Origin of the sequence: Komagataeibacter rhaeticus (assembly GCF_011611525.1) — a bacterium.
GTDB lineage: Bacteria > Pseudomonadota > Alphaproteobacteria > Acetobacterales > Acetobacteraceae > Komagataeibacter > Komagataeibacter rhaeticus.
In genome coordinates this window covers 1,760,886-1,780,525 of the sequence record NZ_CP050139.1, presented here as the reverse complement: position 1 = coordinate 1,780,525, position 19,640 = coordinate 1,760,886, and the positions used below count along the sequence as shown (strand labels likewise).

General features: G+C 62.7%; 15 protein-coding genes. 4 read left to right on the top strand and 11 right to left on the bottom strand.

The features are described 5' to 3' along the window. Positions 1 to 82: 82 nt before the first annotated feature. From GWK63_RS08040 to GWK63_RS08010, 7 genes are all read right to left on the bottom strand, one after another. Positions 83 to 2,473: a TonB-dependent receptor gene (locus tag GWK63_RS08040; protein WP_223846682.1), complete on the bottom strand. Its 2,391-nt coding sequence runs from the start codon at positions 2,471 to 2,473 to the stop codon at positions 83 to 85. Positions 2,474 to 2,956: 483 nt separating this feature from the next. Continuing rightward, the gene (locus GWK63_RS08035; RefSeq protein ID WP_034931359.1) at positions 2,957 to 4,078 is read right to left on the bottom strand and encodes a nucleoside hydrolase; all 1,122 of its coding nucleotides are present in this window, start codon (positions 4,076 to 4,078) and stop codon (positions 2,957 to 2,959) included. Between the two features lie 235 nt (positions 4,079 to 4,313). Continuing rightward, positions 4,314 to 5,510 carry an MFS transporter gene (locus GWK63_RS08030; RefSeq protein ID WP_223846681.1) on the bottom strand — a complete coding sequence of 399 codons (1,197 nt, stop codon included), beginning with the start codon at positions 5,508 to 5,510 and terminating at the stop codon, positions 4,314 to 4,316. Between the two features lie 16 nt (positions 5,511 to 5,526). Beyond that, a complete protein-coding gene (locus GWK63_RS08025) occupies positions 5,527 to 6,834 on the bottom strand; it encodes a lipase family protein (RefSeq protein ID WP_034931354.1) in 1,308 nt (435 codons plus the stop codon). Positions 6,835 to 6,935: 101 nt separating this feature from the next. Continuing rightward, entirely contained in the window at positions 6,936 to 7,808 is an 873-nt protein-coding gene (locus tag GWK63_RS08020) for a methylenetetrahydrofolate reductase (protein ID WP_051672092.1), read from the bottom strand. Next, the gene (locus GWK63_RS08015) at positions 7,801 to 8,652 is read right to left on the bottom strand and encodes a bifunctional 5,10-methylenetetrahydrofolate dehydrogenase/5,10-methenyltetrahydrofolate cyclohydrolase (protein ID WP_051672090.1); all 852 of its coding nucleotides are present in this window, start codon (positions 8,650 to 8,652) and stop codon (positions 7,801 to 7,803) included. The genes GWK63_RS08020 and GWK63_RS08015 overlap by 8 nt, the downstream gene beginning before the upstream one ends. Positions 8,653 to 8,676: 24 nt before the next feature. After that, positions 8,677 to 9,258, bottom strand: a complete 582-nt coding sequence (locus tag GWK63_RS08010; protein ID WP_007398668.1) for an NAD(P)H-dependent oxidoreductase — start codon at positions 9,256 to 9,258, stop codon at positions 8,677 to 8,679. Between the two features lie 122 nt (positions 9,259 to 9,380). Here GWK63_RS08010 and GWK63_RS08005 point away from each other — a divergent pair, with 122 nt between their 5' ends. Both GWK63_RS08005 and GWK63_RS08000 read left to right on the top strand, forming a co-directional pair. Continuing rightward, a complete protein-coding gene (locus GWK63_RS08005; protein WP_306765536.1) occupies positions 9,381 to 10,154 on the top strand; it encodes an IclR family transcriptional regulator in 774 nt (257 codons plus the stop codon). A gap of 12 nt (positions 10,155 to 10,166) precedes the next feature. Further along, positions 10,167 to 11,084, top strand: coding sequence for a tetrahydrofolate dehydrogenase/cyclohydrolase catalytic domain-containing protein (locus GWK63_RS08000; RefSeq protein ID WP_007398666.1), 918 nt, complete (start codon positions 10,167 to 10,169; stop codon positions 11,082 to 11,084). A gap of 132 nt (positions 11,085 to 11,216) precedes the next feature. On the opposite strand, the gene GWK63_RS07995 is transcribed toward GWK63_RS08000, so the two are convergent. The 3 genes from GWK63_RS07995 to GWK63_RS07985 form a co-directional block, all read right to left on the bottom strand. Further along, positions 11,217 to 12,983 carry an adenine deaminase gene (locus GWK63_RS07995; RefSeq protein ID WP_039999109.1) on the bottom strand — a complete coding sequence of 589 codons (1,767 nt, stop codon included), beginning with the start codon at positions 12,981 to 12,983 and terminating at the stop codon, positions 11,217 to 11,219. Positions 12,984 to 13,036: 53 nt separating this feature from the next. Next, positions 13,037 to 14,380, bottom strand: a complete 1,344-nt coding sequence (locus GWK63_RS07990; protein ID WP_007398664.1) for an NCS2 family permease — start codon at positions 14,378 to 14,380, stop codon at positions 13,037 to 13,039. A gap of 104 nt (positions 14,381 to 14,484) precedes the next feature. Then, positions 14,485 to 15,270 carry a GntR family transcriptional regulator gene (locus GWK63_RS07985; RefSeq protein WP_034931391.1) on the bottom strand — a complete coding sequence of 262 codons (786 nt, stop codon included), beginning with the start codon at positions 15,268 to 15,270 and terminating at the stop codon, positions 14,485 to 14,487. Positions 15,271 to 15,559: 289 nt separating this feature from the next. Between GWK63_RS07985 and GWK63_RS07980 the strand changes: the two genes are divergently transcribed. Further along, positions 15,560 to 17,056: an acid phosphatase gene (locus GWK63_RS07980; protein WP_007398660.1), complete on the top strand. Its 1,497-nt coding sequence runs from the start codon at positions 15,560 to 15,562 to the stop codon at positions 17,054 to 17,056. 6 nt (positions 17,057 to 17,062) lie between these two features. Beyond that, positions 17,063 to 17,872 (top strand): ribonuclease T2 family protein, encoded by an 810-nt coding sequence (locus GWK63_RS07975; protein ID WP_007398659.1) that lies wholly within the window; start codon positions 17,063 to 17,065, stop codon positions 17,870 to 17,872. Between the two features lie 101 nt (positions 17,873 to 17,973). Here the strand turns inward: GWK63_RS07975 and GWK63_RS07970 are convergent, their stop codons facing one another. Next, positions 17,974 to 19,593: a carboxylesterase/lipase family protein gene (locus tag GWK63_RS07970; protein ID WP_112210009.1), complete on the bottom strand. Its 1,620-nt coding sequence runs from the start codon at positions 19,591 to 19,593 to the stop codon at positions 17,974 to 17,976. Between the last annotated feature and the right edge of the window lie 47 nt (positions 19,594 to 19,640).

Sequence of the window (19,640 nt, the reverse complement as noted above, 5' to 3'; positions counted from 1 at the left end):
ATAATATGGACCGGGTTCGTATAAAAAATACGGCCCTCTTTGTAGGAGGGCCGTACTCATACGTGATGCAATGACCTGTTGATCAGAAAGAGGTGGAGATCGTTCCCGTCATGCTGAAGCGGGGTTCCACATAGAAGCTTGCGCCGCTTCCGGCAGCGGACATGTTTCCGTTCATCAGGCGGACCGAACCATTGCTGGTCCCGATACCCCTCACACCCGTCCGGACAATGGCGCCCGTAAGGTTGGTGAAGTTCAGGCGGAACGTGGGCGACTTCGCATACAGGAACGGCTTGAAGTGATAGCCAAGCGACAGCGTATCCGTGACATAGCCCGGGATCCGCTCGTCACCAGCCAGCGTTACGGACTGCGGGCCGGTATAGTGCAGTGTCGCGTTACCGAAGAAGCCGTATTTCTGGTAGGTCAGGCCGAAATTGGCCATGACATGCGGCGCCTGCGGTGCCTCGTGCCCTTTCGTGGCAAAGTAGGATGCGTTGCCATAAATGTCTTCGGCACGGATGTTGGAGTCCATGCGGGCATTCAGGTATTCAACCGACGCATAGGGGCTGAAACCGTGGAACGGGCGGGTCGAGATCATGGCATCCACGCCGCGTGCCGTCTGGTTGCCGGCATTGACCACGCCGGACTGGCCGCCACCGATATAGGTGCTCAGCAGACGGTTGGTGATGTTGTAGTTGAACAGTGACAGGTCAACGATAATGTACTTGTCATGGTAACGATAGCCCAGTTCTTCCTTGATGGAATACTGGTTCTTGGGCAGGCCGCCGGCCGCACCGCTATTGGCGATGGCGCTGGGCGAAGGCTGGCGGAAGTCGCCTTCGGCGTTCACATAGATCTGGTTGTGATCGTTGAAGGTGTAACCGATGGACAGGTGCGGCAGCGGGGTCGTGTTGTTTTCACCATAACGGCCGCTGACGGCCCCGGTGCTGGCAAATGACTTGTACCAGTAATTGGTCATGACATACTTGAAGCCGGCATCGACGGTCAGCTTGTCATGCAGGTATTTCGCGCTGTCGCCAATGAAGATGGAATGCACTTCAAACCCGGCATCATTGCCCGAGAAGGAACGCAGGCCCGTCGTGGCGCTGGAAAGCTGGAAGTCGATGTTGTTCGGGCTCGGGTTCCGGCCGTTTGCCATCTGCGCGCTGACCGGGAAATGCGTCAGGTAATCTTCGTTCTGGTACCAGTAGCCGATATAGGCATGGTTATGCCGGTCGATATCGTAGCCAAGCTTGGTGGTGACACCAACCTGCATGGCGTAATCTTCCAGGAAGTAGCTGGTCAGGTTGGTGCCGGCGGGAACGGCCGTGCCCGTGGCGTATGTGTACTGACCCGCCTTGGCCGTGCCATCGGGTTCACCATCCCAGCCCTGGCCAAAGTTGAAATACGGGGTGATGTCGAACTTGAATTTCGCCGGCAGGACAATATGGACCGGAGCCGTCAGGAAGATCTGGTTCCAGTGGTCAATGTTGTTGCCCCAGTAGTCATTGCTGGAGGAATCGGCACTGCGGCCGTAGCCCTGACCGGTGTGCTTGTATTTATAGAATTCGGCGGCGTTGGAATAATTGTCGATCGTGAAGTCTTCATAGTTCCACGAGATGAAGAACTTCGCAAACGAACCGTTCTGCCAGTCCTTCTGCACGCCAAAGTCGATATGCTTGCGGCTGTTGATGCCCGAACCCATCCACGAACGCGCATGCGTGTTGGAGAACGAGAAATACGAACGGATGCCGGTCTTGCCGATGTCACCGGATTCCAGCCGGATGAACTCACGCGACAGGTTGTTCGTGCCGTAGGAAAAATCCATCAGGCCACCGAATTTGTGGCCCGGCGTGTGGGTCCGTTCATCCATCACGCCCGCTGCGGCGGACGTGGTCGGAATGTCGATTGCGGAACTGCCGGGCGTGACGTTGACGGATTCCAGATCTTCTGAATCCACGTCTTCCGCCATGTAACTGGCGCTGGCCGCCGGGGCACCGTCAACCAGCAGGCCCATGTCGGCATCGGTCAGGCTTCGGCTGATGATGCTGCCACCCTGCATGCCGGACGTATCGGGCGTGGAAACGCTGACGCTGGGCAGTGTCTTGATCAGGTCAAGCGCCGTGCTGGTCGGGCTTTTCATGTCGATGAACTGCTTGCCGATGCTCTGCACGGTATGCGGCGCGGTTTCAAGGCGCATCATGCCACCGCCGCCATCACGCGCCGTGCGGTCGACACCGACATGAATGACTTCCGGCGTGGCGGAGGCCGCGACCGCCTGCGGCTTTGCCACCGTGGCGGCCTTGCCCGCCACATGGCTGCCGGTGTGCCGCACGGCGACATGGCCCTTGACCGGCTGCGCGCCGCTGGCCGTTGCCGCCACGGACCGCGACACGGGCCCGACCGTTGTCAGAAATGTCGTGACCAGACACGACATGGCAAACAATGTTCTGTTACGATACATGTAACGTTTCATATAACTTCCCTCCCCCCCAGGAACTGGACCGGACACCCCGACTTGGTCAGGCATCAGATATTCACGCACCCATCACTCGTTAAGCGTGAACTTCATGTCTTTATTTTCAGGCAAACCTGTCCCGATGTCCAGAGACACCGATAAAGTAAACACTGAAAGTAAAAACGTAACCTCTACATTTTTTACAATAATTTATAAAAAACTAAATAAAAAACAAAAAATACGCTCAATTTTTATTGATTTTATTATTGTGGTAAATTTGCAACTAAATTTCAGGATAATGCACGGAGTGGCATTGCAATAGATTCTGGCTTTATATTCTGTAAAAATTTACGGAATGCGACGGCATTTTAAAAATTACATACATGCGAAAACATATATTTCGGATGTATTACGTATTGACGGCTCTGTCGTAATAACAGAATGGCGCAAGATCTGTGTCACACTGTGTCTGTTTTGGCACAGTTAGAAATCCTGCGCCGCTTACGGGCGGCCCAGGATCTGTTCCATCGTTGCCAGAAGGGCCGTGGGGTTGATGGTTTCCACCACCGTTTCCTTCTGTTCATCCAGATCAGGCTGATATCCGGGCGACCAGGAAAGCGTATCCCCGTATCCGGCGCCAAACTGCGTGTTGATATCAACGTAAAGCTGGTCGGACCTGGTCACGATCTGCGGGTTGAGCCAGACGGTTGCCGCAATTTCATCCCACATGGGGGAACCGGGCTGCCAGTGCGCGACAAGCCTGCTGATATCGGCATTGCGGGACGCGATGCGATGCAGGAAATCGGCGCTGAGTTCCGTTGCCGTGGCGGGGTCGGACGGTACCATGGTGATCTTATGCCACGGGGCGTGCATGACGATGCTGGCGGCCTCGGGGTCGAAGCGCAGGTTGAATTCACGGCGTGGGGAATTGACAAACTCACGCGCGTACTGCCCGGCGGCCACGGTGGAAAGCTGCTGATGCGGGTTCAGGCTGCCGCCCATGTAGACCAGTTCTTTGGCCAGGGAGGCGAATTCCGGATCAAGCCGCTGCGCCAGCGCCAGGTTGGTCATGGCCCCCGCGGCCAGGATCGTGACCTGCCCCGGATAGGCATGGACCATGCGGATCAGGAAGTTGGCCGCGATTTCCTTTGACGGCTTTGTCGTGGCATTGCCATCGGCCGGTGTCGGTACGACATCGGGCGCATGGTAATTCGGGGCTGGCTGGTTGGTGGGTTCCACCCACTGCTTCATCCATGCCCCTTTCCAGATCAGCCTGCCGTACAGGCTTTCCCACTTCTCCGTCAGTTTTTCCGAATTGATCAGCGGATAGATCGCCCCCGGCACCACGGGCACGTCGGTCCGGTGCAGGATTTCCAGCCCGCGCAGCATGCGGTTGATTTCATCATCACGCCAGCGGTTGCCACTTGCAACCGTAATGCCCAGCACATCCACCCCCGGCGCCTTCAGCAGCGTTGCTTCCGCCAGGGAAAGGCTGTCGTCATCATCAATGATGACCTTGCGGTTTTCCGCCGCAAGTCCCGAACATACCGGCATGCCACAGGCCAGGGCCAGGAACAGGCCGCACAGGCGGTATCGGGCATTGCGTGACGAAAAGAAGGACATCAGGTAACCGGTTTTCCAGGATGTTGTTGTCTGTTGATGATATGCCATGCATGTCGGCTGTTTCCAATCGGGAATGCAGACAACACGATGTTGCTTTTTCCGCAAGGGCAAATGAAGCTCAGGAGAAAACTGTCGGATCATAAATAAAAAATGCATAAAAAACATGCATTTACGTGAATGATAAATAGGCAGTCCGGTCGTTTCCCCACAGGTATGACAGGGCCGGTCCACCCTGTCAGGCAACGGCACGGGGCTGGCGCAGGGCGCGGCGGGTCAGGAAAAGCAGAAGCGTGGCCGATGACAGGGCCAGGACGGCAAACAGGACATAGTCGGTCCATGCCGCGATGGAAAAGTAAAGCGAGGGGACCACCACGGACGAGACCGATATGAACTGTCCCACAATGCCTGACACCACACCGCGTGCATTGCCGCTTCCGGCCACGGCGGGCAGCAGGGACATGGCGCTGCCGCTGAGGCTGCTATAGGCGAACATCCATAAAAACAGGCCGACCGAGGCAAGGACGATGCCCGAGGGTGGGAAGAACAGCATGAACTGCGCCCCCGCCCCCACCACGGCCATGACGGCAAAGAGCACAAGCGCGCGCTGCTGCGTGCTGGCCAGCAGGCTGATCAGCCCGCCCCCCAGCAGCATGACGACAATCTTGATCAGGGCCACTTCGGTCGATGTCGTACCAAGGCTTATGGCATGGACACGGGCCAGGTAGGCTGGCGCGACAAGACTGGTGCCGTAGGCCACGGCATTGGGCAGCGCCACGCTCAATGCCAGCGTCAGCACCCGTGAAAAGGCCGGGCGCGCTGCTGCCCCTTCCGCCGTGGTCGGGGCATTCCGGGCCGGTTCCCCGTCGTGCAGGCGCATAAGGAACGCCCCGCCCGCCATCAGGGCCGCCACCATCAGGCCGATATGGAACAGGCATGCCATGGCCCAGTTGCCATCATGCAGGAACGGTACCACCAGCAGCAGCCCTGCGGAATAGCCCGCCGGTGCGAAGGTGGACCAGAAAGCCAGCGCGCGTGAACGGATATCCGGCGGCAGGTATTTCATCAGCAGCGCGGGGGATGTGGTGGTGGCATAAGCAAACCCGCACCCCGTCAGCATCAGCCCGATGCGGAATGGCCAGACATCACGCGCGCTCATCAGCAGCGCATCGCCCGCCACGGTCAGGATAATGGACAGGACAAAACTTTTGCGCACACCAATCCGGTCCACCGTCATGCCAAACATGAAGGACAGGATCGCGGCGGGCAGCGAAAAGAAGGACAGGCCCTTGCCCACCACGGCAGGCGATACATGCTGGATGCCCGATATGGTGCCGATGAAGGGCACAACCATGCCCACCACCGCCATCGAGGCGGCGGCGTAGATGTAAATGATCAGAATCAGGCCGATCGTGAATGTCTTGCCCCGGGTCATGACCATACGCCTTCATTCAGTTGTTCCAGGGAATGCCCGGTGTCGCCTGCTGGATGGGGCCAGGGAGCGCAAGCGTGGCGCAGGTGCTGGCGATGTGCTTTCCCTTCATCAGGCGCTTTACGAATGGCAGGGAATCCCGCACCGATACATTGACCGCCCCGTTATGGGTCAGCCCGGCATATTCGTGCCAGCTTACCGTCGTGCCCGCGTCGCACATGGCGGCCACGGCGTTGTACTGTCCCGCCGTTCCGGCTTCCCCATCCGCAAGTCCGGTGCCGACAAACACGGGCACGCTGATATGGCCATCGGGGATCTGGAATGCCGCGTCATGGTCCTTTTCGTAATCGGCCAGCTTCGCGTTAAACAGGGCGGGAGAGGAAATATGCTTCTTCGCCGCGTAATCGAACAGGCCATGCAGGCATGACATGTGGGCCTGCCGCGCGTAATCCCGGCCAGTGGGGGTCAGGACGGTGCTGGCGTCGCGTGTCGGGTTCAGGCTCTGGTCGGTCCCTTCCACCCGCAGCATGGCAAAGGCGGAATCCATCTGCGTCGGGTCGGTATAAACGGCGGGAATGGGGTTGTGTGCCGCATTGGCCGGAACGTGAAAGTCCGCCACGACCCCCGTCGCCACCACGCCCAGGATATCCAGCTCCGGGGCATGGGCGGGGGCAAGCCACGCCGCTCCCAGCGCTGCCCCCGAACCCTGTGACTGCCCCACCAGCACGATCCTGTTGCGCAGCAGCGTGGGGAACTGTTTCAGCGCCGCCTGCAGGCCAGCCAGCACGCTGTACCCTTCGGGACGGTAAAGCAGGTAGGGATGCGGCCCTTTCGTCCCCAGTCCCTGATAGTCCGTGGCAACAATGGCGAAACCGGCGGCAAGCCAGTGCGCCAGATAGGCCCGGTCGCGCGATGAATATCCCCGCCACGATGGCGCGCACACATCCGCCACCCCGGTCGTGCCGTGTTCCCATGCAATAATCGGCCATCCATGCCGGGGGACCTTGCCCGGTGGCAGCAGGATCTGGCCCGAAACGGCAACGGGCGTGCCTTCTGCCATCCCGTCTGTCGCGCTGTACAGCGTGCGGATGGCGCGCGCGGTTCCATCTGGCAGATGGGGCGTGTTCAGTTCCTCGGTGCGGATCATGGTGCCGGGGGCAGGCAGCGTCACGCCATCGGTTTCATAAAACGCGCTGACCCCGCCATCGCCATACGGACTGCCCGCAGGCGGCAGGGGCGTGGCCGGGGCTGCCGCCAAGGCAGACGTGCCTATCGCGGTGGCGCAGCATGCCAGAAAGGACACGAGGAAAGAACGTGGATCGGACATGGGGTGTATCCCGGCTGAGCGAATGAAGGAAGGAGGTTAGGATGATAACGTAACGTATTGAAAATGAATTATGCTGTCATGCCCCTTCGGTGGCGTGGCGCCTACGGCCTGCCGCAGGCTTCCCGCCAGGCCAGCGTGCGCGCCACGGCCCCGAAGGGGAAGAAGTGAAGCCCCCGGAACAGGCAGCCCGGAATGTCGCCCATTGCCCGCGCTACCGGCTGGATCATCCGTTCGGGGGGCATGGGCCAGAACCAGCGATGCAGTCGGTGGCGCTGCCCCTTCAGGAACTGCAGCGATGGCCCGACCCCGCATTTCAGGCCGTAGCGCATCAGCATGCGTGGGGAGACAAGGCCCGGCAGCCCCACATGCACCGGCAGCGCAATGCCGTTGCGGCGCAGGTGCCGCTCCCATTCCAGCAGCGGGGCCGGGTCAAAGCACAGCTGGCTTACGATACGGATGTCAAGGCTGTCCCGCTGGCCGATTTCCTGTTTCCTTTGCAGGAAGGACAGCGCCTCTCCGGGTTGCATGACCGGCGCGCCTTCGGGGTGTCCGGCCACGTATATGTGGCGTATGCCGCTTTCCTGCAGCACGCGCGTCTCCAGCAGGGCAAGCGTGTCGGCAAAACAGCCTGCGGGTTTCGGGCTGCCGCCCGCGACAAGCAGGACCCTGTCGGTGCGCAGTTCCCCTGTCACGGCCTGCCCGATCATCCGCAGCATGGGAAGATCGGTTATGGCGCGGGCGGCAAGATGCGGCACGGGCACGCACCCCCACTCCCGCACCCTGTGGCAGGCCGCGAGTGTCTGCCCGAATGGCAGGCCAGGAAGCCATGTGATGAATACGGTGGCGCCCGGCGACAGGGCAGCCGGCCGCTGCCGTGTCGTGCCGACATGGGCGGGCGTCATCTCGATGGTGCTGTCATGCACCAGCTGGCGGGTAGTGCCGGCCATGGTGGCGGGGAACCGGGGATCAGGCATCGGCACCCGCCACGTCAAGGATGTTGTGAAGGAGCATCATGCGGGTCATGCCGCCAAAACTGGTGTCAGGCGGGGTGATCCAGCCATCATGCGCCATCATGCTGGCGGACAGGTCTCCCCTTACCTGTCCGTCATGCCATGTCATGCCAACCCCGATCACGGTCGCGCCGGGGCGCAGCATGTCAGGGGCAAGCAGGCCGGGCACGCCCGCAGCCGCGATCACGATATCCGCCTGCCGCGTGCTGTCCGCCAGATTGCGTGAATGCGTATGCAGGATCGTGACATCGGCATTGCCATGCACGCTCCTGCCCCCCAGCAGCAGCGCCGCCGGCAGCCCGACCAGTTCGCCCCGCCCGATGATGGTGACCCGCAGCCCCGCCATGTGGGGATTGCTTGCGGCCAGGAGATGGGCAATGCCCCGCACGGTGCAGGCCATGATGCCAGGTGTTGCGTCATGCAGCGCCATGACGTTGCATGGATGCAGACCGTCCACATCCTTGTGCACGGCAATGGCGCGGCATATGGCCCGTTCGTCCAGATGGGGCGGCAGCGGCAACTGGACCATGATGCCGTGATGGCGTGGATCGGCATTCAGCCGGGCAATATGGGCCAGCAGCGCCGCCTGCCCGGTAACGGGCGGCAGGTCAAGCGCATCCACATGGATGCCCGCTTCGTGGCAGTTCGCCACCTTGCGGGAAATATAGAGGCGGCTGTGCGCATCCGCCCCGACACTGAGCAGCGCAAGTGCCGGCCGGATGCCCCGGCGCGCAAGTGCCGCCGCGCGCGTGCGGGCGCTGTCCATCAGTCGTGCCACGGTCAGGTCAAGGTTGAACAGGGTTGCCATGATTGTACCGCCATCCGGGTGTGATCAGTAAGCCAGCATGGTCTTCCTGACCCGCTTCATGAAGCGGGCGCGTGAGTCCGGTGTGGTATTGTTCATGTTGTACAAGGCCAGATAGTCCACCCGCACCCGGCGGTTCATGACCGCGCGCAGGAAACGGGTGCCGTTCTTGCGCGGTGGATCACCCAGCATGAACGCCCTGTGCCGGGGGGAGCCATAGGTGGTGATGGTCGAGACGCGGCGGATGTTGGAAAAGCCGGGGGACAGCACGCCATTGACCAGCCTGAATGATACCTCGGGCAGGAAAACGCGGTCGAAATACCCTTTCAGGATGGCGGGCCAGCCAAAGTTCCAGACCGGGTGGCACAGCACAAGCGCATCGGCAGCCTGCAGGCGCTGGACGTAATTGGCCACGTATTTCTGGTTGATGGCGGGATCATGGTAGATTTCGCGGTCCAGCGCGCTCAGGACCGGATTGAACCGTTCGCGGTAAAGATCAAGGTCATCCACCTCATGCCCGGCCTGCCTGAGCGATTTTATCGCCAGTTCGTGCAGGGCGGCGCTGAAACTGTCCGCAAGGGGATGGGCATAGATGACGTGGACTTTCATGGCGCGGCCTGACAGACATGATGGGATAAAATGTTCGATATTCGAACGATCGTTCGTTATTGATTTATGTTAGTCAGGCATGCACTGTCCGTGCAAGATATTATTGCCAGAGCGCATCATTCGTGCGGTGGCCCGCTGCATGGTCCACCATCCTTCTCCTGCCCCGACGGATCACCATGACCGAAGCCGATAGTGAAATATCCCTTACCTTTGCCAGGGGCCTGGCCCTGCTGCGTGCATTCGATGCAGATGGAAAAGGCATGACGGTGGCCGATCTTGCCCGCAGGCTGGACTACACCCGCGCCGCCACGCGGCGTCTGGTCCGTACGCTGGAAATGGCGGGATATGTCACGGCGGACGGTACGCGCTACATGCTGACGCCGCTGGTTCTCAAGCTTGGCCTTGGTTTCCTGCAGAGCCGTTCGATCGGCCGGCTGGTCGGTCCGGTCCTGCACGGGGAATCCCTTGCGCTGGGTGAACCGATCTCGCTTGCGCTGCTGTCCGGGCGGGAACTGGTCTATGTCGTCCATGCCCCGACTTCCGCCAAGATCGAGACGGCGGGCTATACCATTGGCAGCAGCCTGCCGCTGACGGCAACCGCCATGGGGCAGGCGACCCTTGCCTTCCGCCATGCGCCCGACCTGTCGGTGCAGGACGGGCCGGGCACGGACCAAGGCCTTGCCACCATCCGGGCGCGGGGCTTCGCCCATGTTCCCGATACGGATGGCAAGGGGTTCTGCGCCATTGCCGTGCCTGCCTTCGGGCTGGATACGGATGCTGCGGTGGGGGCGCTGGGCATTGTCTATCCCAACGGGCGGTATGGCACGGATCACCTGCTGGACGTGATCGTGCCGAACCTGCAGAAATGCGCCCGCTATATTGCCATGGCGCTGTAGGAGCAGCCGATCATGGCCCGTATCATTGATTCCCGTCCGCTGCTGGATGCCTTCCTCGGGGTGCTGCGCCCGCTGTCCGGGCGGGTGGCGCAGGCCGTGGGCCGCACACCCGGACTGGCCATTCTCCGCGCGGTTGAAAACGCGGGAAGCGCTGCCTATGCCGCACGCATCCGCGCCGCCGCAGCACAGGCCGGCATTGCCTGCCATGAAGTGCCCGTGGCGGCCCGGACGGACGGTGCCGCGGGGGTGCGCGCGCAGGTCAGCGCCCTTTCGGCAGCACCTGACATTGATGGCATTCTTATCCTGCTGCCCCTGCCCGCCGGGTTGGCCATGCCGCGGGCCATGGCGTGCATGGACCCGGACAGGGATGTGGACTGCCAGCATCCGCTCAATCTGGGGCGGCTCATGACGGGGAACCCGCTTTACCTGCCCTGCACGGCCACGGCGGCGGTAACGCTGGCGGAGGGAATGCTACGTGACCTGCGTGGCATGAACTGCGCGGTGATCGGCGCCTCGGCCAGCGTGGGCCGGCCGCTGGCGCTGCAACTGCTGGACCGGGGGGCGACGGTGGACGTGCTGCATATCCAGACCCGTGACATCGCCGCCCATGCCCGCCGTGCACAGGTCGTTTTTGCGGCGGCGGGCCATGCCGGGCTGGTGGATGCCACATGGGTTTCCCCCGGCGCGGTGCTGGTTGATATCGGCATCAATGCCGACCCATCGGGCAGGCCGGGCGTGGTGGGGGATATTGACGCGGCTGCGGTGGCGGACCATGCCGCCGCCGTTACGGCCGTCCCTGATGGCGTCGGCCCGATGACGACCGGCTTCCTGCTGGCCAACACGGTGCATGCCGCCAGCAGGCGTGCCGGGCTGGACTTTACCATCCCTGACCTGACCACCCTGCCTGCCTGGCAGGCCCTGCGGCTGTAGAATACGGTTGATAAAAAATAATAAAAGTTTTTGGGTGTCGCCTTTTTTCAAAAAGGCGACGGTCTTCGAAGTTTTTTGAAAAAAGCTTCACCAAAAACTTTCTTATGACTACCGGGTGTTTCCCGGCCCGCTTCAGGCCAGCACGCAGTCCGTCACCACCTCCCCGGTCATGCCGGATGTAATGCCCATATCGGTTACATGCGGGCCGGGGTTGCAGGCAAGGCTGGCCCCGATCATGAGCTTGATGACGGCGGTATGCCCATCCCACGTCGTGACGGACGCACAGGCATCACGCACGGCCTTGAACTGCCGCGCCACTTCCTGCGGGTCCGCTGCCGAAAGCAGGCCGCAGACCGGCAGTTCCAGATGCGCCAGCACCCTGCCGTCACGCACGGCCACCATGCCCCCGCCCGAGCGGATCAGGGTATTGGCGGCCAGCATCATGTCCGCTTCCCCCCGGCCGATCACGGCCAGGTTGTGGCTGTCATGCAGCACGGTGGTTGCCACCGCACCCGACCATTCGCCCCAGCCTTCCAGAATGCCCAGTCCCGGCACGTCGGATGCGCCATAGCGGTTGAATACGGCCATGAGTGCCGCGTCTTCGGGAATGACGACATGGCCGTCGCGCACCGCGACCTCGCGCTCACCCCACCGGGTGGTGCGGGGTACGGCCACGGTGCGCACGCGGGCATGGGTGCCGGTTGCGGGGATGTGGAAGGACTGCTCCGTGGTCAGTGCAAGCTTCATGGTCTCGGTGGGGGCGGCAACGGGGTCGGGCCGCAGCGGCTCGCACAGCGCGCCATCTTCCGCCACATGGCGGCCGGATGCGAAAACATGATGTGCCCGGAATTCCTTCAGGTCATCAAATACCACCAGATCGGCCCGCCGCCCCGGTGCCACAAGGCCCAGGTCACGGCGCTGCAGCCGCATGGCGGTGTTGAGCGTCGCCGCCCGCAGCGCCTGCACCGGGTCCAGCCCGATCTGCACCAGCCGGCGCAGCATGTAGGCCATGCCGCCACGGCTGACCAGGTCATCGGGGAAGATGTCGTCCGTGCACAGGGTCACGGTCTGGGGCACATGGCCCAGCTTGCCAAACAGGGCGACCGCCTGCGGCAGGATGTCCTCGTGCGAGACGCGCAGTTCGATCGTCATGCCCGCGCGGATCTTTTCCAGCAGGTCGGCTTCGCTGGTAATCTCGTGGTCGGATTCAATGCCCGCGGCAAGGAAGCCCTGCAGCCCCCTGCCCGCCAGGTCACGCGCATGGCCACAGACCAGCTTGCCGCTTTCCAGCCCCGCCTGCGTGATGCCGCGCATGAGCGGGCTGCGCGCCAGCACGCCACGCATGTCCATGATCTCGGCCACGCCGCCCACTTCCGGCCAGGACAGCATTTCCTCCATGGCGGTGCCGTCAAACACCGCGCCTGAACGTTCCAGTCCGGGCGCGGACGGCACGCATGACGGTGCCAGCACGATAATGCGCAGCGGCAGCCCGCGTGCGGCGGCTATGGCCCATCGCACCGCCTCCAGCCCGCCTACATTGCCGACTTCATGCGGGTCCCAGCAGATGGTGGTCGTGCCCTGCGGCACCACCACGCCGGCATAGCTGCGCGGCGTGACCATTGAACTTTCGATGTGCAGGTGTGAATCGATCAGCCCGGGTGCCACGATGCGTCCGCCCAGGTCAATGACCTGCCCGGCGTCGTGAAAGGTGCCGCGCGGATGGACACTGGCGATCAGCGGTCCCGTCAGGCCGATATCCGCATCGCGGATTTCTCCCGTCGCCACATCGGCCACGCGGCCGTTGACCAGCAGCATGTCGAAGGCTTCCTGCCCCTGTGCCGCCCGTACGGCCCGGTCCCGCAGTGCGGGATCATTCAGGTCGGGATAGGGTGAATGCATGTGTCCTGTTCCTTCGTGCTGGAATGATGGATATATGTACCGCATGGCCGCCATCAGTGATGCATGCCCATGCTGACGATGAAAAAGACCGTCATGACCGCGCCCAGCCCCCAGGCCGTGGGGCTGACGCCGCGCCAGCGCCCGGCGGCGATGTTCATGACGATGTAGGAAAACGTGCCAAAGGCCATGCCGTTGAGCAGGTTGCTGGTCAGCACCGCGAACATGAAGGTCATGATGGCGGGCACGGCCTGCGTCATATCCTTCAGGTCCAGCCGGGATATGGCACCGAACATCAGGATTCCCACCATGACCAGCGCCGGTGTCGTGGCCTGTGGGGGAATGATCATGAACAGGGGCCACAGGAAAAGTGCGGCCACAAACCCGAATGCGATGACCACGGCCACCAGCCCGGTGCGCCCGCCCATCTGCACCCCGATCACGGATTCCAGATAGACCGCCACCACCGCCGTGCCCAGCACCGGCCCCAGGATCGTCCCCGCCGCATCAGCGGCAAAGGCGCGCGTGGCATTGGGAACGGACCCGTCGGGGCGCAGCATGCCCCCGGCACTGGCAATGCCCAGCAGGTTGGCCAGCGTGCCGAACAGTTCCGTGCACAGGAAAAAGATGATGACAGGCAGGACGTAGAAGAAGTTGTGGAAAATATAGCCCGGATCAAGGTGGAACGCCGTGGCCGATGGCCAGACGGGCATGGCGAACACGCGCGTGGGCCAGCGGGTGATCGTACCCCCGTGCCCGTCAGGCACGAACAGGCCCGCAAGGGTCAGGGCCATGATCGAGATGATCAGCGCGCCGGGCACGCCCGCGGCCACAAGGGCGGGAGTAAGGATCAGCCCGGCAAAGGTCAGCATCACGGCGGGGCTGGACAGCGCGCCCATGGTGACAAGCGTGGTGTGGTTGCCCACCACGAAACCGGCATTGCGCAGCCCGATGAACAGGATGGTCAGCCCGACCGCGATCTGGATGCCCACGCGCAGGCAGTCGGGCATGCCGTCGGCCATGCGTTCACGCACCCCTGTTACGGTCAGGATCATGAACACGATGCCGGTGAAGCAGACGATGGCCAGTGCCGCGGGCCATGGCACGCCCATCTGCTGGACCATGACCACGGCGAACACCACGTTCGAACCGATGGCTGGCGCAAGACCCAGCGGCAGGTTGGCCAGCAGCCCCATCGTGGCGGATGCGATGATGGCGATAAGGCAGGTTGCCGTCAGTTCGCTGGCGCGGTCCATGCCCGCGTTGCTCATGATGGCGGGATTGACCGCAACGCAGTAGACCATGGCCGCGAACGTGCCCAGACCGGCCACCACTTCCCGGCCAGCCGTGGTTCCGGCAGCCCGCAGGTGAAACAGGCGTTCCAGCAGATTTGGCTTCATCAGAACTCCGGCGCCCGTGGTGCGCGCCATGGTGGCGCGCAACTTGTATCAACTTGTCTTATATTCGTTCCGGGAAACAATCAATAACCGAATGTCGCGCCCGCTCACCCGGCGGGGGGCCATGGGTCACGGGGAATGAAATCGGTATCGGGCAGGCTGCCGCCATGCGCGGTGATGGAGAAGCGCGCAATGCCCGGCCGTGCCAGCAGCGTACTGTGTTCGCACGCAACCCCCGCGTCATCACAGGTCACGCGGCGCATGACCATGACCGGGCTGCCCTGTGCCATGGCCAGTTCGGCCGCCAGGGCCGGCTGTGCCTCGATCACATCCACCGTCAGGTGGGTGCGGCCCAGACGCAGGCCGATATGCTCCGTCATGAGCCGGGGGGAGGAATGGATGCGGGCGTCGTTTTCGGACACGAATGCCCGGAAGGCAGGTGGATAATACACCTCCGTCACCGCAACCGGCACGGCATCGATCAGGTAGCGCCGCCGCATCAGCAATGCGCGGGCATCGTCCAGGTTCAGGGTCCGCGCCACTTCGGGCGGTGCGGGTTCGAGGCCAAACGCCAGCAGTTCCGTCACCACGGCCATGCCGCGTGCCTGCAGGATGTCACTCAGCCCCACGACGGGATGGGCGGGGGGATTCCTGTCCGCGGGTGGGACGACAAACGTGCCCCTGCCCTGCCGGCGGCAGACCAGTCCGGCATTTTCCAGATGCCGCAGCGCGTGGCGGATGGTCACGCGGCTGACACTGTAGATCCGGCACAGGGCCGCCTCGGAGGGCAGCCTGTCGTGATAGCCATCCTCACGGCCGATCCTGCCGCTCAGGTGCTGGGCAATCTGATGGTGCAGCGCACGGGATGATGGGGTGTCTGACAAGGTCTGCATGAACAAGGAAATGCCTGCCCGGATGGGTCTGTCCTGAAAAAAAGGTCCGTGCCCCAGCATGGCACGGACCGGCGGCAAACGGAATGCATCATGCGCCCGGTGGCGCAGTCCCGCGCGTTTGCGCTTTCTGTTTGTTTCCCGTTATGATACGGGCTTGCATGACATAATTCATTCAGCAAGTCGGGATACCATGCCAGGACGCACCACTTTCCAATCCTTCCGGTTCATGGCGTGCGGCGGGGCACGACGTTCTGCCCGTGGCCTGCTGGCCCCGGCCCTTGCATGCACCATGCTGGCCGGGCCGCTCCATGCCGCCACACCCGCGCCGATTGACCAGATCAGGAATGTGGTGGTCATTTTTGCCGAGAACCGTTCCTTTGATAACCTGTACAACGGCTTTCCCGGTGCCGACACCTTTGCGGGCCAGCCGCCCGCCCGCTTTGCCCAGCGTGACCGTGATGGCAGCATCATGCGTGAACTGCCCCCCGTATGGGGCGGGCTGACCGGGCGCGGCGTGCCGGATGCCGTGACACAGGCGATGAGCGCCCACCTGCCCAACCAGCCCTTCCGCGTGGATGATCCCCACGGTTTCAACGTGCCGCTCAGTACCCTGACGCATGACCTGTGGCACCGGTTTTATGAAAACCAGATGCAGATCAATGGCGGCCGCAACGACATGTTCGTGGCATGGGCGGATTCCGGTGCCATGCCCATGAGTTACTGGGACGGTTCGGCCATGCGGATGTGGCAGGTCGCACGCAAGTACACGATGGCGGACCATTTCTTCATGGGGGCTTTCGGCGGGTCGTTCCTCAATCACCAGTGGCTGGCCTGCGCCTGCGCGCCCTATTACCCGCAGGCCGATACCAGCCCCGCGCATCCGGTCATCTCGGTTGTCGATGCGGGTGGCAGGGCGCTGGTGGTTGCGCCCAATTCCCCCCGTTCCGCGCTGGAAGGCGTGCCCAAATTCGTGCGTGATGGTAACCTGACCCCCGATTTCCATGCCGTGAATACCATGCAGCCCGCTTACCAGCCCAGTGGCAACCCGGCGGCAACCGGGCAGGACGCGCGCTTTGCCGACCCGACCGTGGCGACAACCCTCCCCCCCCAGACCGAAGCCACGATTGGCGACCGGCTGAGCGAACGCGGCATTACATGGGCATGGTACGCAGGGGCATGGCAGGATGTGCTTGACCACGGCAACCATTACCCCGCGCCCGATTTCCAGTACCATCACCAGCCCTACAACTATTACCTGAACTACGCCCCCGGCACGCAGGCGCGGCAGGCGCATCTTCTGGATGGCGGCCTGGCGGGTGCCGGGTTCATCGACGCGATTGACCACGGCAGCCTGCCACAGGTCGCGTTCTACAAACCGCAGGGCAACCTGAACGAACATTCCGGCTATGCCGATATCCAGTCAGGGGACCGTCATATTGCCGACCTGATCGAACATCTGGAGAAAAGCCCCCAGTGGCCGCACATGCTGGTGATCGTGACCTATGACGAAAATGGCGGCCTGTGGGACCATGTCGCCCCCCCGGCAGGAGACAGGTGGGGGCCGGGATCGCGCATTCCCGCCATCATCGTTTCGCCCTTTGCCCGTCGCGGTTACGTGGACCATACGGTGCAGGATACGACATCCATCCTGAAATTCCTGACCGAACGTTTCCACCTCCGTCCGCTGGATGGGCTGACGGTACGCGATCGTGCCATACAGGCCGCCACCGGGCACCCGCTGGGTGACCTGACGGGTGCCCTCAACCTGCCTTCCACGGGGAAATGATCCTGCATGCCGCACCGTGCCCTTACCCTTCTGCGTGGCCTGAAGCTGGCCACGCTTGCCTCCGCCGTGTGCCTTATGGCCGGGTGCGCCCATACGCCGCCTGCGGCCCGCACCGATGCGCTGTCGATACCCGTGGTCCAGCATGGGGATTTCGGGCATTACACCTTGGCGCTGACATGGCAGCCCGGTTTCTGCACGGACCAGCATGGCACGACCTGCCAGCCCGACCAGCCGCATACCCCGCTGGTCGGGCTGCATGGGCTGTGGGCTTCCCGCCCCGCCGACCTGGTACGCGATGGCCTGCCCGTGACGCTGTGGTGGATAAAGGGGTGTGACATCTACCAGCATGATGATACACCACCCCAATTGTCCCCCGCGCTGGCAAAACGGCTGTCGGCCACGGTGGCCCATACCCACTCCAGCCTTGTCGTGCATGAATACACCAAGCATGTGCAGTGCTTCGGCATGAATGCCGAACGTTTCTTTACGGTTGCCAGCACGTTGCGTGACCGCTTTGCACACGGGCCGGTCGGCCGTGAACTCGAACACGATGCGGGTCGGGACATCAACAAGGCTGACGTGCTCGGCTGGTTTGAAAAAGCCTATGGTCCCCTGCCGCAGCGGGGCCTGCAGTTCCGCTGCAACACGGATGCGCAGGGCCGATCGGTGCTGGCGCAGCTGTGGTTCACGCTGGACCCGAAGGGACTGGGGCGTTTTCCCGCCGCATCCGGTTTCCTGCCCTCGCCGGACGTGCAGGATGACTGCCCTGCCCGCTTCCACATACCTACATGGCCGGCTACATCGTCGCCTGAATAGTTTTTCCGGCAAGCTGCGGGAGATGTCGCCTTTTTGAAAAAAGGCGACATCCAAAAACTTTTATTATGTTTTTACCATCAGGTTATCTTTTAAATCCTGTTTCAGGGGAACAGGCTGTCGGGAATGGTGGGATGCCGGTCCCAGAAGCCACAATGATGACGGGCCGCCACATCGTGGTCCACCCGGATGCCCCCGTTGGCTGGCAGGGCCAGTACCGTTACCTCGGGGTTGTGCGTGGACCAGGCGGGCCAGGGCGCGGTCGTGCCCGACCGGCCGAATGTGGCCCACATATCCATAATCCGTGCGGACAGGACCTGCTGCGCGGGGGATAGTGGCCCCGCAACGGATTTGTAACCAAACAGGTAAGGCAGTTCCGCCGTATGGGATGCGCCCCGGTCAAACCCCGGCACTTCGGGCAGTTTCATGGCAAGCGAACGGAAGCGCGGCGCGGTCTGGTCCGCGAATTCGTAAACGGCGACATGGGCCTTGCCATCCAGCATGGCGGCCGCGCGCAGCGCAGGGCAGATGAACATCTGGTCGGTGCGCAGGGCGGCAAGGGCATAGGCCGGGTCCTGCCCCGCAACCAGGGGGTATTCCTTCAGCAGCTCCGCCGCAAGGCCAGCATAATCCTGTTTCAGCAACGCATGGTAACGCGCGGGGGAAAGCGGATAGTAACCCGCCAGGAATGATCGCAGTTCATCGTGGTTGAAGCCGATAAGAACGGGGATGCTTCCCGTCGCCCCCGCGCGGATTTCCTCATCTACCGGGCGGGGCTGCAGTGCCGCGCCAGACGGCGTGATGGGAAAGAGCGGGCGGGAAACGGTGCTGCCATCCTTCAGGGTGACGGTGGGCTGCTGCCATACTTTGTCCCATGCCGAAAGCAGGGTTTGCGTTGGCAGGCGCTTCAGGCACGCCAGCGGGTCAGGCCCCGTACAGCCTGCCGCCTGTGCCGTTGCCGTCCCGATGCCTTCCATCACCGCGCGGGACGGGCGGCCGGGACAGAACCCGCTTTGCATGATGGCCTGCGTGACCAGCCCGTGGGCCGCCGGGGCAACAATTACGTCGCATATGTCTGCCGCCCCGGCGGATTCCCCCGCCACGGTCATGCCTGTCGCATCCCCCCCGAATGCCGCGATATTGGTGCGGGTCCACTTCAGTGCCGATATGATATCGCTCAGCGCCAGATCGCCCTGTGGCCGTGCCTGCGTGCCGCCAAGGGCAAGAAAACCGAAAACCCCCAGCCGGTAGGTGGGAATGACCACGATGGAACGGGTGCGGGTGGCAAATGCCGTCCCGTCATAGATGGTGGGCGTGCCGGTCTGGTTGCCGCCCCCGTGAATGAAGATGGTGACCGGCAGGCGGGCATGCGCGTCCACGCCCGCCGGGCGGTAGATGTTCAGGTAGAGGCAGTCCTCGTTCACCGTCTCGTCCGCATCGGCACTGAGCGGGGCCGAACAGCCCTGATGCGCAGCTGTCGCGTGGACGGGGGCAGGAAAGGATGCCAGCGGTGCTGAAACCTGCCACCTGCCCTGTCCCACCGGCGGCGGCGCGAATGGCACGCCAAGGAACAGGTCGGCATTGTCCCGTGTTATGCCCGAGACCATGCCCGCTGGCGCCCTGACCACAGGCGTCGCCGCATCCCCCGCCCATGCGGGCGGCATGCCCATGGTGGCGACAAGCGCCGCCGTGAAAAGACCGCGTATCACCGTCCGTCCATGCATGTCATCACCTGATTGCAATTGTTCCTGTTTCCGTATCATCACGCCCG